The sequence below is a fragment of the Nocardioides sp. WJ219 genome (genome assembly GCF_058559815.1).
In genome coordinates, this window is sequence record NZ_JBZUJV010000008.1 from 19,174 (window position 1) to 34,969 (window position 15,796).

Sequence of the window (15,796 nt, forward strand, 5' to 3'; positions counted from 1 at the left end):
GAACCGTGATCCACACCCAGCAGAGGAGACAGCAGTGGGCAGGTTCGATGAGAAGGTCGCCGTCGTCACCGGCGCGGCGCAGGGGATCGGCGAGGCCTACGCCCGGGCCCTCGCGGCCGAGGGCGCGTCGGTCGTGGTGGCCGACGTCAACGCCGACGCCGGGGAGCGGGTCGCGGCCGAGGTCGGCGGCCTGTTCGTGCGCACCGACGTCTCGTCGGCGGAGTCGGCGGGGGCGATGGTGGAGGCGACCACGGCGGCGTACGGCGGGATCGACCTCCTGGTCAACAACGCCGCCATCTACGGCGAGATGCAGTTCGACCTGCTGCTCACCGTCGACTGGGACTACTACCGGCGCTTCATGAGCGTCAACATGGACGGCGCGCTCGTGATGACCCGGGCCTGCTACTCCTCGATGGCGGCGCGGGGCGGTGGCGCGATCGTCAACCAGAGCTCCACGGCGGCCTACCTGTACTCCGGCTTCTACGGCCTCGCCAAGGTCGGCGTCAACGGCCTCACCCAGCAGCTCGCGCACGAGCTCGGCGGGCAGGGGATCCGGGTCAACGCGATCGCGCCCGGACCGACCGACACGGAGGCGACGCGCGTGCAGGCCGGCGGTGCGGCCATGGACATCGTCCGGCGGAGCCTGGCCATCAAGCGGATGGGCACCGTCGACGACCTGGTCGGTGCCTGCCTGTTCCTGCTCTCCGACGAGGCGTCGTGGGTGACCGGGCAGATCATCGCCGTCGACGGCGGGCAGACGTTCCGTGCCTGAGGTCACGGTGGGGTTCGTCGGGCTCGGCAACATCGGCAGGCCGATGGCGCTCCGGCTCGCCGCGAGCGACCTCGACCTGGTCGTCCACGACGTCGCGCCCGACCCCGTGGCCGAGCTGGTCGCGGCGGGGGCGCACGAGGCCGGGTCGGTGGCCGAGCTGGCGGCCGCGGTAGACGTGCTGTGCGTGATGGTGCGCGACGACGACCAGGTGCGCGACGTGCTCGGCCAGGCGCTCGGCTCGGCCCGCGAGGGGCTCGTCGTGGTCGTGCACTCGACGGTCGCGCCGGGGACCCCGCGCCAGCTCGAGACCACCGCCGCGCGCCACGGCGTGCGTGTCGTCGATGCGCCGGTCTCCGGCGGCGCGATGGGCGCGGCCGAGGGCACCCTCGCGATCCTGGTCGGAGGCACCGACGACGCCTACGCCGCCGCGCGGCCCGTGCTCGAGGTGATGGGATCCCAGGTCGTGCACGCCGGGCCGATCGGCGCGGGCACGGCGTTCAAGCTGGCGCGCAACCTGATGCACTTCGTGGCGTTCACCGCTGCGACCGAGGCGCAGCGGCTCGCCGAGGCTGCCGGGCTCGACCTGCGGGCGCTGGGCGACGTCGTCCGCCACACCGACGCGATCACCGGCGGTCCGGGCGCGATCATGCACCGCGCGACGGCGGCGCCGCTCGCGGCCGACGACTTCTGGCACGGTGTGTTCACCCACGTCGCAGCGCTCGGCGAGAAGGACCTGACGTTCGCGATCGAGCTCGCCGACTCGCTCGGCGTCGACGTACCGATGGCGCGCGAGGCGCTGCCGCGACTGGCGAAGGGACTGGGACTGTGACCGGGAAGTTCGACGACCTGCCCGAGCAGCGCCGCAAGGGGCTCGAGCGGATGGAGGAGGTCTACGGCTTCGAGATGACCGACGGCGCCGGCGACTTCTTCGGCTACACCGCCGACCACCTCTTCGCCGAGATCTGGAACCGACCCGGCCTCACCGACCGCGACCGGCGGCTGCTCCTGATCGGGCTGTTGATCGGCTCCAACCAGCACGACGTGCTCACCATCCAGGTGCCGGCCGCGCTGGCGTCCGGCGACCTCGACGCCGAGGCGCTGCGCGAGATCGTGATCCTGGCCTGCCACTACGCCGGCTGGCCGCACGGCGGCCGGCTCAGCTCGCTGGTCGAGGAGACGATCGCCAAGCACGAGCGCGCCTGACGCTGGCCGCGCCGGACGATGACGGACGCTGGTCGCGCCGGGCGAGCGCCAGCGAGCCCGAGTCGAGACCCGGCGAGGTGCGCATCGTCGGGTGGTTTCGAGACGGTTGCCAGCGCAACCTCCTCAACCGCCGTCCGTGACGATGGTCGAGCCGGGCGAGCGCCAGCGAGCCCGAGTCGAGACCCGGCGAGGGAAGGCACCCTGCGGGGGTCTCGACTCGCGGAGACTTCGTCCCCGCGGCTCGACCACCGTCGGTGATCGGCCGTCGTACGACGCGACGTCAGGAGAGCGCGCGGACGACGAGGCGGGTGGCGTCGGCGAGCAGGGCGTCGCTGGGTACGGCGTCGGGGGCGTCGCGGCGCGACATCAGTGCGACCACCACCGGCGCGCGACCGGGGGACCGGACCACGGCGACGTCGTTGCGGACGCCGTAGGAGGCGGTGCCGCTCTTGTCGCCGACCCGCCACCCGGCGGGGACGCCGGCCCGGACGAGCTCGGTGCCGGTGGTGCTGCGGGTCAGGGCCCGGTCGAGCAGGGCCCGGTCGGCCGCGGGCAGCACGGTCTCGTCGAGGACGTAGGTGCGCAGGGTCTCGGCCAGCGCCCGGGGCGTGGTGGTGTCACGGTCGTCGCCGGGGATCGCGGTGTTCAGCGCGGGTTCGGTGCGGTCGACCGAGATGGTGTCGTCCCCGAGGGTTCGCAGCCGTTGCGTCAGGCCGGCGGGGCCGCCGACCAGGTCGAGCAGCAGGTTGGCGGCGGTGTTGTCGCTCTCGACCACCGCGGCATCGACGAGCTCGCGCACCGTGAGGCCGTCGTCGACGTGCTGCTCGGTGACGGGGGAGTAGGAGACGAGGTCGGCCGTCGTCCAGGTGACCCGGTCGTCGAGGTCGCGCCGGGAGAGGTCGTCGAGGACCGCCCCGGCCGCCAGTGCCTTGACCGTCGAGGCGAAGGCGAAGCGGGTGTCGGCGCGGTGCCGCAGCGTCCGGCCGGTCCCGGTGTCGACGACGTACAGGCCGAGCTCGGCGTCGTGCTCCGCCTCGAGCGCGGCCAGCTGCCGGGGCAGGTCGCTCGGGCGCGGCGCCGGGGACGCGCTCGTCGTCGGGGTCTGGGTCGGGGTCGAGGGCGTCGGCTCCGAGGGTCGGGACGCCGGCTCCGAGGGTGAGCCGCAGGCGACCAGGACAGCGGCCAGGACGGCGACCACGGCCACCGCGCGCCAGCGCACGGGCAGGGACGGGCGGGGCACGGCCCCATTCTCGGGTCCCCGGCTCCTCGTGTTCGCCCCCGGGTCACCTGGGCGCCCCCCACTGGTACGCCGCGACCGACAGCCTCGGCGGGGGTCCGCGACGGTCCCCGCGCAGCAGAGACGAGGACGGACCCTTGAGCAGTGCAGGACAGATGACGATCCGGGTGGCCACAGGGGCAGCGGTGGCCGCCCTGACGCTCGGCACGCTGGTCGCCGCGCCCGCGGCCTCGGCGGAGACGACCGTGGTGGTCGACGGGATGAACCTCGACCGGGGCGGGACCGCGGTGGTCAACGAGCTGGAGCGCCAGGAGGTCGCACCCGGCCTGGTGCACGTGAGCTACGAGCGGCTCGACGCCGCCGGGTGGCAGCAGGTCGACGTCCTCAAGGCGGAGCTGTCCGACTCGACCGTCAAGATGCGCTACCTGACCCCCGACACCGTCGCCGGGTCTGGCGCCACCGTCACCGAGATGGTCGAGGACGGCGGCGCCGTGGCCGGCGTCAACCTCGACCGCTTCGACATCAACAACTCCACCGCCGCAGCCGGCTGGGGCGTGCAGGACGGCCGGATCATCAAGTCCGGCAACCCCGACGCGTCGGCGTCCATCGGCATGACCAGCGACGGCCTCGGCGCGCTGGTCAACCTCGTGCTCGAGGGGTCCGTCGCCTTCGCCGACGACACCTCGCTGCCGATCAGCGGCGTCAACGTCTACGTCGCCCCCGCCGACGGCGTCTCGCTCTTCAACGCCCAGTGGGGCGACTACTCCCGGGCCCGCGTCGTCGGCACGCCCGAGGCCGGCGTCGAGGTGGTCGTCGGCGCCGACGGCACCGTCCGCTCGGTCGCCGACCAGGTCGGCTCCGGGCGGCTGCCCGACGGTGAGCAGGCGCTGGTCGCGCGCAAGGGCAGCCCCGCCGCTGCCCGGCTCGCCGCGCTGAAGGCCGGCGACACCGCCGAGGTCGCCTACGGCGTCGACCAGGACAACCTCGACGTCCAGCAGGCCGGCGGCGCCTGGCACCGCCTCCTCGACGGCGGCCGGCCGGTGGCGCCGACCGTGGGCGACCACTTCACCGCCCTGCACCCGCGCACGATGATCGGCTTCAGCGCCGACCGTCGTACGGCGTACTTCGTCACCGTCGACGGCCGGACGCCGATCGCGCGGGGCATGACCTTCGCCGACCTCGTGGTGCTGATGCAGGACCTCGGCGCCCACGACGCCGTCAGCGTCGACGGCGGCGGCTCGACGCAGATGAACGTCCGCGCCGCGGGCGAGGCGTCGACCACCATCGCCAACACCCCGGCCGACGGCTTCGAGCGCCGCGACGGCGACGGGATGGGCCTCGTGCTGGCGCGGCCCGGCTCCGGCGACGTGCTGTCGTACGCCGTCCGCCCGGCCTCCGACGACGAGGAGGCCACTCGGGTGTTCCCCGGCTTCCACCGCACCCTGGTCGGGCGCGGCTTCGACGAGACCCTGTCGCCGGTGGACGCCGCGCCGACCGGCTGGTCGACCTCCGACCGCTCGGTGGCGACCGTCGCCGACGGCGTCGTCGAGGGCGTCGCGCGCGGCACCGTGACGGTCCGCGCCCGCCGCGGCGTCGCCGAGGGCGCCGCGCCGCTGCAGGTGCTCGGCACCCCCACCCGCCTGAGCGTCGACCAGCCGGTGGTCAACCTCGAGCGCCAGGGCTCCGCGGCTGTCCTCGAGATCACCGGCCACGACGCCCAGGGCTTCACCGCGCCGATCGAGGTGGCCGACCTCGAGGTCGACAACCCGGCCCCCGGGACCTTCGCGGTGACCCCCACCGACGACGGCCGCGTCGAGGTCCGCGCCACCGGCGCCGAGGGCTCCGCCACCCTGACCTTCCGCCGCGGCGACCTGCAGGCCCAGGTCGCGGTCGCCGTCCCGCTCGAGTCGCGGGTGGTCGACGACTTCGCCGACATCAGCGGCTGGACCACCGCCCACGACCGCGCCCCGGTCGGCGGCGTCGCGCCCGGCGAGGGCCACGAGGGAAGCCCGAGCATCCGGGTCACCTACGACTTCACCGGCTCCACCGCCACCCGCGGCCGGTACGCCGTCGCGCCCGGCGCCGTGACCGGCGGCACCGGCGGCATCCAGGTGCCCGGCCGCCCGCAGAAGCTGTCCGTCTGGGTCAAGGGCGACGGCAACGGCTCGCTGCTGCGGCTCCAGGTCACCCAGGCCAACGGCGTGCGCAGCCAGCTCGACGGCGCCGACGGCTCGCTCTACGTCACCTGGACCGGTTGGCGGCGCGTCGACTTCGGCGTCCCCGCCGCCTTCGCCTTCCCGATCAAGCTCGAGCGGATCCGGGTGCTGGAGACCACCGCGGTCAAGCAGTACGCCGGCGCGGTCGAGCTCTCCAAGATCTACGCCTACCTCCCGCCCGAGGGCATGGGCGCCCCCGCCGTCGCGCAGGTCGAGGACCCGGTGGTGGTCGACGCCGACGCCACCGACGACTCGCCGCTGCGCGTCGCGGTCCTCTCCGACGCCCAGTTCGTCGCCCGCAACCCCGACAGCGACCTGGTCGCGGGCGCGCGGCAGGCGCTGCGCGAGATCGTGGCCGAGGACCCCGACGTCCTGCTCATCAACGGCGACCTCGTCGACGAGGCGTCCGTCGAGGACTTCGCGCTGGCCCGCCGGATCCTCGACGAGGAGCTGGCCGGCACCGACTTCCCGTTCTACTACGTGCCGGGCAACCACGAGATCATGGGCGCCTCGATCGAGAACTTCCGGGCCGCCTTCGGCGCGACGTCGCACGTCTTCGACCTCGAGGGCACGCGGTTCGTGACGCTCAGCTCGGCGACCGGCCGGCTGGCATCCGACTTCGCCCAGGTGCGCGAGCTGCGGCGCCAGCTCGACGACGCCGCCGCCGACCGCCGCGTCACCGGCGTCGTCGTGGTCAGCCACATGCCCACCGACGACCCGCTGCCGACCAACGGCAGCCAGCTCAGCGACCGCAACGAGGCCGAGCTCGTCGACGACTGGCTCCAGGAGTTCCGGGCGTCCTCGGGCAAGTCGGTGGCCTACGTCGCCGGCCACGTCGGCGCGTTCCACACCAGCAGCGTCGACGGCGTGCCTTACGTGATCAACGGCAACAGCGGCAAGGGCCCCGCCTCGACGCCGGCCGACGGCGGCTTCACCGGCTGGACGATGCTCGGCATCGACCCGGCCGAGGGCCGCTGGGCCTCCTCCGACGACGGCGGCACCGGCTGGCTCGCCGCCGAGGTCAAGACCCGGGTCGACTCGCTGACCGTGGTCGAGCCGCCCGCCGACCTCGCCGTGGGCTCGATCGCCGAGACCGCGCCGGTGGTGGTGCAGGACGGCAGCCGGGAGGTGCCGGTCGACTGGCCGACCAGCTTCCGCTGGACCGGCACCGACGGCGTCTTCGTCGGTGAGCCCGACCGGGCCCCGGCGTCGGCGTTCGTGGCCCTCGATCCCGCGACCCACCGGGTGCACGCCCTGCGGGCCGGCACCGGCAGCGCCACCCTCGAGGTCAACGACGTCACCGCGACGATCGACCTGACCGTCACCGGCGGCGACCTCACGCTCACCGGCGCGGCGACGTACGGCGAGACGCTCACCGCCGCGGTCGGCGACTGGGCCGACGGCGCCGACGTCGCCTGGACCTGGCTGCGCGACGGGACGCCGGTCGCCGGCGCCACCGGGTCGACGTACGAGCTCGGCGTCGACGACGTCGGCGCGGTCGTCGGCGTGCGGGCCGCGGTGACCGGCGAGGACCGCACCGACGTCACGGTGACCGAGTCGACCGAGGGGCCCGTGGTTCCCGCGCGGCAGACAGCGCCCGCGGCCTCGCTGGAGGGCGAGGCCACGGTAGGCAGCACGCTGCACGTGGTCACCGACGCGTGGCGCGACGGCACCGCGCTGACCTACGCCTGGCTGCGCGACGGCGAGCCGGTGCCCGGCGAGCGGTCCAGCGCCTACCGGGTCACCGCCGCCGACCGCGGCCACCGGCTCGAGGCCCAGGTGACCGGCCACCTGGCCGGCCACGAGCCCGCGCTCGCGACGACAGCGCCGTCGGCCCCCGTGGTCGAGCCCACCGTGGAGCCCGACCCGGACCCGGTGCCGCAGGTCGTCGGCTCGGCGCAGCCCGTCGTGCGCGGACCCGCGCGCGTCGGAGCCCCGCTCACCGCCGACGTCAGCGGCTGGGAGCAGGGCACGTCGTTCGGCTACCAGTGGCTGCGCGACGGCACCCCCGTGCCCGGCGCCGACCGGCAGACCTACCGACCGGTCGCCGCCGACCGGGGCAGCCGGATCTCGGTCCGGGTGCTCGGCTCGATCGCGGGCCGGGTCTCGGTGGTGCGCACCAGCGCCCCGCACGGCCCGGTCGCCCGCGGCCGGCTCACCGCCCGCCCGGCCCCCCGCGTCGTCGGTGTCCCCGTGGTCGGCTCGGTGCTGCGGGGCCGCGCCGGCGCGTGGGAGGACGGCGTACGCCTGCGCTGGTCGTGGTACCGCGCCGGCCGCCTCGTGCCGGCCGTCACGACGTCGCGCTACCGCCTGCGTGCGGCCGACGTCGGCCGGCGGATCACGGTGCGGGTGGTGGCCACCAAGGCCGGCTACGAGAGCGTGACCCGCTCGTCGCGCCCCACACCGGTGGTCCGCCGCCGCTGACCGTCGGGCTCGCCCGACGCCCGTGCCCCGCCCCCGACCGGCTCCCTTCCGGTCGGGGGCGGGGTCACGTCGGGTGCGTCTCGGCGACCGCTTCGCTCGGGTCGACGGCGTCGGCGCGGGCGGCTGGTGCGCCGCGGCGCTCGGTCGCGAGCTGGGAGCTCGGCCAGGCACTGACCGGGCCGAAGACCGTGAGCAGCGCCGGCAGCAGGAGGGCCCGGACCACCAGGACGTCGAGCATGATGCCCACGAACATCACGAAGGCGAGCTGGCGGAACGGCACCAGTGGCACCACCGACAAGATGCCGAAGCTGGCGGCCAGGGCGAGCCCGGCCACGAAGATGGCGACGATGGTGGTCGGCATCACCGAGCGGACCGACTCGCGCAGGGGATGTCGCCGGGCGTGCTCCCACACGCTGCCGACGGCGTAGATGTTGTAGTCCGACCCGAACGCCAGCAGCAGCACCGCGGCCGCGAACGGCACGTAGAAGGTCAGGCCCGCGCCCGGTTCGAGCTGCCCGAACAGCAGCATGGTCAGGCCCAGCGCGGCGCCGAGGGACAGGATGCTGCCGACCAGCAGGTACAGCGCCGCCACGACCGCGCGCAGGAACAGGACCAGCATCAGGAGGTTGGCGGCCAGCGCGGCGATCGCGAGCCGCTGCAGGTCCTTGGTGGTCTGCCCGACGATGTACGCCGCGGTGGCGGTGTCGCCTGCGAACCCGGCGCTGTCGCTGCGGACGCCGCTCGCCCTCACCAGGGCGGGAAGGTCGGCGGTGAGCTCGTCGAGGGTGGCGATCGCGTCGGCACCCAGGGCCGGGTCCTCCAGCACGACGAGGAAGCGGGCGGCGGAGCCGTCTGCCTTGACCAGGACGTCGCGCGCCAGGCGGGGGGTGACGTCGCCGGGACCCAGCACACCCGCGATGCCGGGTCGGTCCTCGAGCAGCGCACCGAGCCGCGCGAGGTCGCCGCCCTGACGGTGGAGGTCCTCCCCCTCGATCAGGAGCGTGGTCGGCGACAGGATGCCGGGTGCGAAGCCGGTGCGGGCGGCGTCGGCGGCCCGGGCCACACCGGTGTCCTCGGGCAGCGACCCCACGAAGGACACGCCGAGGCTGAGCCCGAACAACGGGGTCGCGGCCAGGCCGAGGACCGCCACGCACGACGCCGCCACGACCGCGGCGCGACGTCGGGAGGTCGTCAACCACGTGATGAGCGCGGCGATCCGCGGGGCGGCGGGCCGGTCCGTCGTCCCGGTCGCCGTCGCCTCGGCAGGTCGGGGACGGTCGGGCCAGAAGCACCAGCGGCCGAGCACGGCCATCAGGGCGGGCACCAGGGTCACCGCCACGACCAGGCCGACCAGCACCGTGAAGACGAGGGCTGGTCCCAGCGCTCGGAAGAACGGCGACTCGGCCACCAGCAGCGCCCCGGTCCCGGCGGCGACCGCCAGGCCGGCGACGACCACGATGGGACCGTAGGTGGTGGCAGCCGCCTGCGCCGCGTCGAGCGGGGACCGCCCCCGGCGCAGCTCGCGTCGCATGGCGGTGAGGTAGAAGACGACGTAGTCGGTGACGACGCCGAGCAGCAGGGCCACCACCACGGGTTCGAGCTCGCTGGGGCTCGAGACACCGATGAGCGTCGTCAGGGCGCCGGAGAGCCGCAGCGTCATCACGTACGCCACCCCGGCGCTCAGCACGGCGACGAGCGGTGCCACGACCGAGCGCATCGCCACGCCGACGATGAGGATGATCGCGGCCAGGGTCAGCAGCTCGGCGGTCGGCAGGTGCTTCTTGATCAGCGAGCCCTGCTCGGCGCGGGCGGGGACCGAGCCAGAGACCCCGATGACGGAGTCCCGGGGGCCGAAGAAGCGCTCGCCGTAGCGCTGGGCCTGCCGGGTCTGCGTGCCCAGCCCGACGTCGGGACGGAACAGCAGGTAGGTGATCGCGGTGGTGTCGCGCTCGCGGGAGGAGGGGAACACGCCGAAGGCGTTGCTCAGCGGGAGCGCCCCCTCGATGCGGCCCAGGCCCGGGTAGCGCTTGCGGGTCACCGCGGTGGCGGCCACGGCGGTGCGCCCCTGGTCGTAGGGCGAGAGGCCGTCCGGGTCGCGCTGCACGAGCGCCGTCCGACCGATGAGCGGGAACTGGAACAGCTCGACGCTGCGCAGCTCGTTGGCGACGGCGGGGGTCTCGGCGGGGACCAGGCCCTTCAGGCCGCCGCCGCTCTCGGAGGAGGGCAGGGACGGCAGGACGAACAGCGAGACCAGCACCGCCGACAGCCACCCGGCGATGACCAGCCAGCGCAGGCGCACCAGCCACCTGCCCGTCGCCCGGGCGACCCGGCCGCCGTGGTGCTCGGGCGGGTCAGGCGCGGTCACCGGCGCGGCTCAGTCTCAGTCGAGCGAGCTCGGCGTCGGCCAGGGCGCGGTGGCGGCCGTCGGCCAGCGCCCGCCACGGGTCGTCGTCGAGGCGGCGTACCTCGGTCCACGACAGGTGGCGCACCGCCCGTTCGGCGAGGTAGCGCTCGAAGCCGGCGTCGGTGTCCGGGGCGCGGAGCACGCGGGCGATCTCGTCGCGTTCTCGTCGTCGGGCGCCGCGTAGGGGGAGGTAGAGACCGAGGACGGGCGTGGTGGGCATCAGGGTCACCGCGAGACCGAGGAGGACGGCGAGCTGGCGGAGCTGACTCTTCACGTCCTGCCCGCGGGTCTGGATGTCGGCACCGGTCGTGGAGGTCTCCTCGCCGAGCTCGGCGGGTCGCTCACCGACGACCGGCACGTCGCCCAGTGACCGCAGCGCCTCACCGGCCGAGCTGATCGCGCTCCCGCTGCGGGTCACCGTGTCGCCCAGCTCCGAGAGCTGCCAGGTCGTGTACGCCGCCCAGCCGCCCACGACGATCCAGAGGACCAGCCACGCCGCCACGGCGCCGTCGAGGAGCCGTATGGTGGTCTCGTCGGCACTGCGGACGGACACGAACATGCTGACAACGTAGTCGCCGGAGGGGTCGTCGCGCGTGACTCGCGGCCGAACCTCCCTCGGCCGGCCGGCGGGCGCGACGAGACCAGGAGGCGGCATGAGCTCACCGCACGAACCGTCGAGCGAGTCGGACACGCCGGCCCATCCGGCGGTGGGCGACGCAGGCTCCCGGTCGCCGGGCCGGTGGCTGGTGATCGTGCCGCCGGTGGCCCTCGTCGTCGGGCTCGTCCTCGGCGGACTGATCGTGGGCGTGGCCCAGGACGGAGGCGACGACGGGGACTCCCCCTCCGAGGACGCGGACGCACCGTCGTCGAGCACGACCAGCGCTCCGGGGACGGCCGTGGTCGTCCCCGACTCCTGCCTCGAGGCGGCCGACAGCGTGCGGCAGGCGACCCAGCTGATCAGGGACGGCATCTCGTCGGTGCGGAACTTCGAGGCCGAGGCGATCGTCGACCTCCTCGACCAGCTGGAGGACCTCGACGCCCTCGCCCGCGAGCAGGCCGCCACCTGCTCGGGCACGACGGTCACCGACGCCCCGCTCGGCCCCGACTCGCCGTCGCCGTCGCCGTCGGGCCTCGACACGGAGCCCGCCCCGGAGCCGTCCGCCACGGAGTGAGCGGGGTCGGCGGGTCGGGGCTCACCCCGGCCGTCACCAGGTGAACGTGCACCAGACGGCCTTGCCGGCGTCGGAGCGGCGGGTGCCCCACGACGTGGTGACCGCGGCGACGATGTTGAGCCCGCGGCCGTGCTCGTCCTCGTCGTCGGGTCGCTGTCGGCGGGGGCGCAGCAGGGTGCGGTCGACGACCTCGACGAGCACGCTGCGGTCGGCGACCATGACCCGCAGCGAGAGCGGCGGGCGGGCGTGCAGGACGGCGTTGGTGACCAGCTCGCTGACCGCCAGGATGACGTCGTCGCGGATGTCGTCGGGCACCCCGCACTGCTCGAGGTGCTTGCTGATCGCGGCCCGAGCCCGCGCCGGAGCCGCCTCGCTGTGGTCGATCCGGCGGCGCAGCACCGCACCCTCGGACGGCGGCTTGACCCGCGCCACGAGCACGGCGACGTCGTCGGCGTCGCCCGACCCGCGACCGAGCGCCGAGCCGACCACGGTCTCCACCTGGCGCTCGACCGGGAGGTCGACGACGCGGTGCAGCTCGTCGGCGAGGTCGCGGATGTCGGCGAGCAGGTCGCTGCCGCGTCGCTCGACCAGTCCGTCGGTGTAGAGCGTGAGGACGTCGCCGGGGCTCACCGGGACGCGCACGTTGTCGATGCCGTAGAAGCCGGCCCCCAGGGGCGGGCCAGTCCCCTCGAGCAGGGTCGTGCCGGAGGCGTTGGACAGGACGACGGGCGGGTGGCCGGCACTGGCGTAGGTGAAGGACAGGTCGTTGACGTCGACGATGCCCAGCACGCAGGTGACGATCTGCTCGCGCTCGAGCTCGTCGACCGTGGCGTCGAGGTGCTCCAGGATCTCCGAGGGCGTGAGGTCGAGCCGCACGAGCGACCGGATCGCGGCGCGGAGCTGACCGGTGGTCGCGGCCGCGCGGACGCCGCGGCCCATCACGTCGCCGACGACGAGCGCCACCCGGCCGGCACCGAGGTCGACCAGGTCGTACCAGTCGCCGCCGACCTGCGCCGCCTCGCCCGCGGCCTGGTAGAACGTGGCGACCTCGAGCGCCTCGACGTCGGCCGAGAGGGCCGGCAGCAGGCTGCGCTGCAGCTCGTCGGCGACCAGCCGCTCGCGGGCCGCCGCCTCCTGCTCCGCCTGGGCGGTGACCAGCTGCTCCTGCACGCCCCGCTGGACGGTGATGTCCTGGAACGACCCGCGCAGGACGTGGTCGCGGCCCCGGCCGGTCGGCATCCGCTCGGCGCGGGCGGCGAAGAGCCGCTCCGCGCCCGAGGGCAGCACGATGCGGGTCTCGTAGTACATCTGCTCGCCCGGGGGCAGCGCCAGGAGCAGCGCGGTGACCCGCTCCAGGTCGTCGGCGTGGACGAGCCGGGCCATCACCGCGCGGGTGCCGAGCCGCGGCAGGTCGGCGTGGGTCAGGTCGAGCATCTCGACGAAGGTGTCCGACGCCGTGATGGTGTCGGTCGCGAGGTCGACCTCCCAGCTGCCCACCTGCGCGAGCCGCTGGGCCTGGTCGAGCAGCTCCTTGCCGCGCTCGAGCACGAGCCGCACGCGCTGCGCGCGGTCGAGGGCCAGGTGGGTGCGCACCCGGGCCAGCAGCTCGCGGGCCGAGAACGGCTTGGCGAGGTAGTCGTCGGCGCCGGCCTCGAGCCCCTCGAGGGTGCCCTCCTCGCCGGCGCGGGCGGACAGCATGATCACCGGCGTCATCGCGATCAAGGGGTCGGCCCGTACCGCCTGCACCAGGCCGAACCCGTCGAGCCGGGGCATCATCACGTCGGTGAGCACGAGGTCGGCCCCGGCGCCGGCGTCACGGAGGACGGCGAGCGCCTCGACGCCGTCGGTGGCGGTGACGACGTCGTAGCCGCGTCCGCGCAGCAGGTCGCTGATGTAGGCCCGCATGTCGGGGTTGTCGTCGACCACCAGGACCCGGGCCGCGGCGTCCTCGTCCCGGTCGGCGGCCTCGGCGCGGAGGGCTGCCGCGGCGGTGCCCGGTGTCGGCGCCACCGCCGGTGCCGGGTCGACGGCCGGGACGGCGACGTCGCCGACGTCCCAGGTGGAGACCTCGGTGGCGACGCGCCGGTCCAGGCGCGCCTGGATCGCGGCGGGGTCGGCCGGTGCGTCGGCGACCCGCTCGGCCGGGAGGTGGGCGTGACCGAGCGGCACGCTGACGGTGAAGGTGGTCCCGGCGCCGACGACCGAGGTGACCTCGATCGTGCCGCCGTGCGCCCGGACGAGCTGGTCGACCAGCGCGAGCCCGATGCCGGAGCCCTCGTGCGAGCGCGACCGCGCCCCGGCCACCCGGTGGAACCGGTCGAAGAGCAGCGGCAGCTCGTCGGCGGGGACGCCGGTGCCGGTGTCGCTGACCCGCAGCACGGCGCGGCCGTCGTCCTCGACGACCTCGACGGTGACGGCGCCCTCGAAGGTGAACTTCATGGCGTTGGAGAGCAGGTTGACCACGATCTTGGCCCAGTGCTCGTGGTCGACGTGGGCCTCGACCGACGGCGCGCAGCGCAGCACGAGCGCGAGACCGGCCCGCGAGGCCGCCGACTCGAACATGCTGGCCAGCTCGGCGGTGTACCGGCCGACGTCGGTCGGGACGTAGACGCCGTCGTCCTCGCCGGCCTGCAGGCGGGAGAACTCCAGCAGCGAGTTGACCAGCTGGAGCATCCGGCTGCCGTTGCGCACGACCAGGCCGAGCCGCCGCCGCTGCGCCTCGGCGAGGTCGCCCTCGGCGAGCGCGTCCTCGGCCGGGCCGAGCAGCAGGGTCAGCGGCGTACGCAGCTCGTGGCTGACGTTGGCGAGGAAGTCGGACTTGGCCTGGTCGAGCGCGGCGAGCCGCTCGGCCCGCTGGCGCTGGTCGTCGAGCGCGCGCCCGTCGCTCACCGCCGAGGCGATGTGGGCGGCGACGAGGTCGACGAAGTCGCGGTAGGTGTCGTCGACGAGGCAGTAGGGGTTGGCGCCGACGACGACGAAGCCGTAGGGGTGCTCGCCGGTCGGCGCCGCGAGCGGTACGACGATCGCCTGGTGCGGCGGGCGGTCCCACGCCCCGGTCGGCAGCGACCCGAACCGCGCGCCGAGGTCCTCGACGATCGTGGTCTCGCCGCGCCAGGCCGCCGCGGCGGGCCAGGTCTCGTCGTCGAGGACCGGGGGGAACGCCGGGTGGTCGTCGGGCAGGCCGGCGGTGCCGGCGAGGCGCGCATCGCGGCCGTCGGGGCCGAAGAGGTAGACGGCGACGAACGGCAGCGACGAGGGGTTGTCGGCCAGCTGGGCACACGCGGCCCGCACCGCGGCCCGCTCGTCCTGGGCGGTGCTGGTGCGGACGCCGAGGTCGCGCAGCGTGAGCATCCGGCGCTGCGAGATCACCTCGTCGGTGACCTCGGCGACCACGCACAGCATCCCGGTGACCGCGCCGTCGTCGTCGGCGAGGGGACTGTAGGAGAACGTGTGGTAGGTCTCCTCGACGTAGCCCCTGCGCTCGAGGAGCAGCATCAGCGACTCGTCCCAGGTGGCCTCGCCGGTGGCGATGACGTGGTCGATCCGGGGTCCGATGTCGTCCCAGATCTCCGACCAGACCTCGGCGGCCGGCCGGCCGAGCGCCCACGGGTACTTGCTGGCGAGCGTGTCGCGCCGGTAGGCGTCGTTGCACAGGAACGTGAGCTCGGGACCCCACGCCATCCACATCGGGAACTTCGAGGTCAGCATGATCCGGACGGCGCTGCGCAGGCTGGGCGACCACGACTCGAGGGGACCGAGCGGCGTCGTCGACCAGTCGACCTCCAGCAGGTCGGGGCCGACCGGCTCGACGGAGGCCAGGAGGGCGCTCAGCGACGTACCGGACCCGTCAGCGGCGCTCACTGCTCGCCCGCGGCGTCGTCGACCTCGAACACCTTGTCCAAGGACGTCAGCTTGAGCAGCCGTCGTACGGGCACGCTCGGGCGCTGGAGGGTCAGGGATCCGCGGAACATCCGGGTCTGGCGCTGCGCGCTCACAAGCACGCCCAGCGCGGAGGAGTCCATGAAGGTGACGTCGGAGAGGTCGATGACCACCTCGGTGTGGCCGGCGACCAGCAGGTCGCGCAGCTGCGCGCGGAAGGCGACGGCGACGGCGAGGTCGAGCTCGCCGTGCAGGTCGACGCGGACGCGTCCGGGCATGGCCGACACCGTGATCGTCCCGTGCTCGGGCTCGTTCCCGTCCTCGTGGGGGGTCGGCCGGCCGGGAGGGGCCTCCGGGTGCATCTACGTCCTCCGCGCTCGCGTCCTGCTGCACTCTGGCACGGCCGCACGCGCCGTGCGGCGGTTAGCGCCCCCGTCACCCCTAGAGGCTAAGCGGTGCTCGAGGGCGGGGGGTCGGCGGACGACCGTC

At 74.6% G+C, this 15,796-nt stretch carries 10 protein-coding genes; 5 read left to right on the forward strand and 5 right to left on the reverse strand.

Annotation, left to right across the window (positions count from 1 at the left end; genetic code table 11):
• Positions 1-34 precede the first annotated feature (34 nt).
• Genes AC4MBH_RS17830 through AC4MBH_RS17840 form a run of 3 tightly spaced genes read left to right on the forward strand, consistent with a single transcriptional unit; the run spans position 35 to position 1,975 of the window.
• Positions 35-772: an SDR family oxidoreductase gene (locus AC4MBH_RS17830; RefSeq protein WP_491796542.1), complete on the forward strand. Its 738-nt coding sequence runs from the start codon at positions 35-37 to the stop codon at positions 770-772.
• Complete coding sequence (locus AC4MBH_RS17835; protein WP_491796544.1) at positions 765-1,601, forward strand: NAD(P)-dependent oxidoreductase; 837 nt, start codon at positions 765-767, stop codon at positions 1,599-1,601. The genes AC4MBH_RS17830 and AC4MBH_RS17835 overlap by 8 nt, the downstream gene beginning before the upstream one ends.
• Positions 1,598-1,975: a carboxymuconolactone decarboxylase family protein gene (locus AC4MBH_RS17840; protein WP_491796546.1), complete on the forward strand. Its 378-nt coding sequence runs from the start codon at positions 1,598-1,600 to the stop codon at positions 1,973-1,975. Before AC4MBH_RS17835 ends, AC4MBH_RS17840 begins: the two co-directional genes overlap by 4 nt.
• Before the next feature lie 280 nt (positions 1,976-2,255).
• Here AC4MBH_RS17840 and bla read toward each other — a convergent pair whose 3' ends face one another.
• Positions 2,256-3,215, reverse strand: a complete 960-nt coding sequence (bla, locus tag AC4MBH_RS17845; protein WP_491796547.1) for a class A beta-lactamase — start codon at positions 3,213-3,215, stop codon at positions 2,256-2,258.
• Positions 3,216-3,349: 134 nt separating this feature from the next.
• Between bla and AC4MBH_RS17850 the strand changes: the two genes are divergently transcribed.
• Positions 3,350-7,852 carry a phosphodiester glycosidase family protein gene (locus AC4MBH_RS17850; protein ID WP_491796549.1) on the forward strand — a complete coding sequence of 1,501 codons (4,503 nt, stop codon included), beginning with the start codon at positions 3,350-3,352 and terminating at the stop codon, positions 7,850-7,852.
• Positions 7,853-7,916: 64 nt separating this feature from the next.
• Here the strand turns inward: AC4MBH_RS17850 and AC4MBH_RS17855 are convergent, their stop codons facing one another.
• Both AC4MBH_RS17855 and AC4MBH_RS17860 read right to left on the reverse strand, forming a co-directional pair.
• Complete coding sequence (locus tag AC4MBH_RS17855; RefSeq protein ID WP_491796551.1) at positions 7,917-10,217, reverse strand: MMPL family transporter; 2,301 nt, start codon at positions 10,215-10,217, stop codon at positions 7,917-7,919.
• Positions 10,204-10,815, reverse strand: a complete 612-nt coding sequence (locus tag AC4MBH_RS17860) for a hypothetical protein (protein ID WP_491796552.1) — start codon at positions 10,813-10,815, stop codon at positions 10,204-10,206. Before AC4MBH_RS17860 ends, AC4MBH_RS17855 begins: the two co-directional genes overlap by 14 nt.
• Before the next feature lie 94 nt (positions 10,816-10,909).
• Here AC4MBH_RS17860 and AC4MBH_RS17865 point away from each other — a divergent pair, with 94 nt between their 5' ends.
• Positions 10,910-11,428: a hypothetical protein gene (locus AC4MBH_RS17865; RefSeq protein WP_491796554.1), complete on the forward strand. Its 519-nt coding sequence runs from the start codon at positions 10,910-10,912 to the stop codon at positions 11,426-11,428.
• 33 nt (positions 11,429-11,461) lie between these two features.
• On the opposite strand, the gene AC4MBH_RS17870 is transcribed toward AC4MBH_RS17865, so the two are convergent.
• Positions 11,462-15,289, reverse strand: coding sequence for a SpoIIE family protein phosphatase (locus tag AC4MBH_RS17870; protein ID WP_491796555.1), 3,828 nt, complete (start codon positions 15,287-15,289; stop codon positions 11,462-11,464).
• Positions 15,286-15,585, reverse strand: coding sequence for an STAS domain-containing protein (locus tag AC4MBH_RS17875; RefSeq protein WP_491796556.1), 300 nt, complete (start codon positions 15,583-15,585; stop codon positions 15,286-15,288). Before AC4MBH_RS17875 ends, AC4MBH_RS17870 begins: the two co-directional genes overlap by 4 nt.
• Positions 15,586-15,796 lie beyond the last annotated feature (211 nt).

Excerpts from the sequence above, each read along its gene's own strand:
- AC4MBH_RS17860 (WP_491796552.1), bottom strand. The coding sequence starts at position 10,815 with ATGTTCGTGTCCGTCCGCAGTGCCGACGAGACCACCATACGGCTCCTC.
- AC4MBH_RS17875 (WP_491796556.1), bottom strand. The coding sequence starts at position 15,585 with ATGCCCGGACGCGTCCGCGTCGACCTGCACGGCGAGCTCGACCTCGCC.
- AC4MBH_RS17865 (WP_491796554.1), top strand. The coding sequence starts at position 10,910 with ATGAGCTCACCGCACGAACCGTCGAGCGAGTCGGACACGCCGGCCCAT.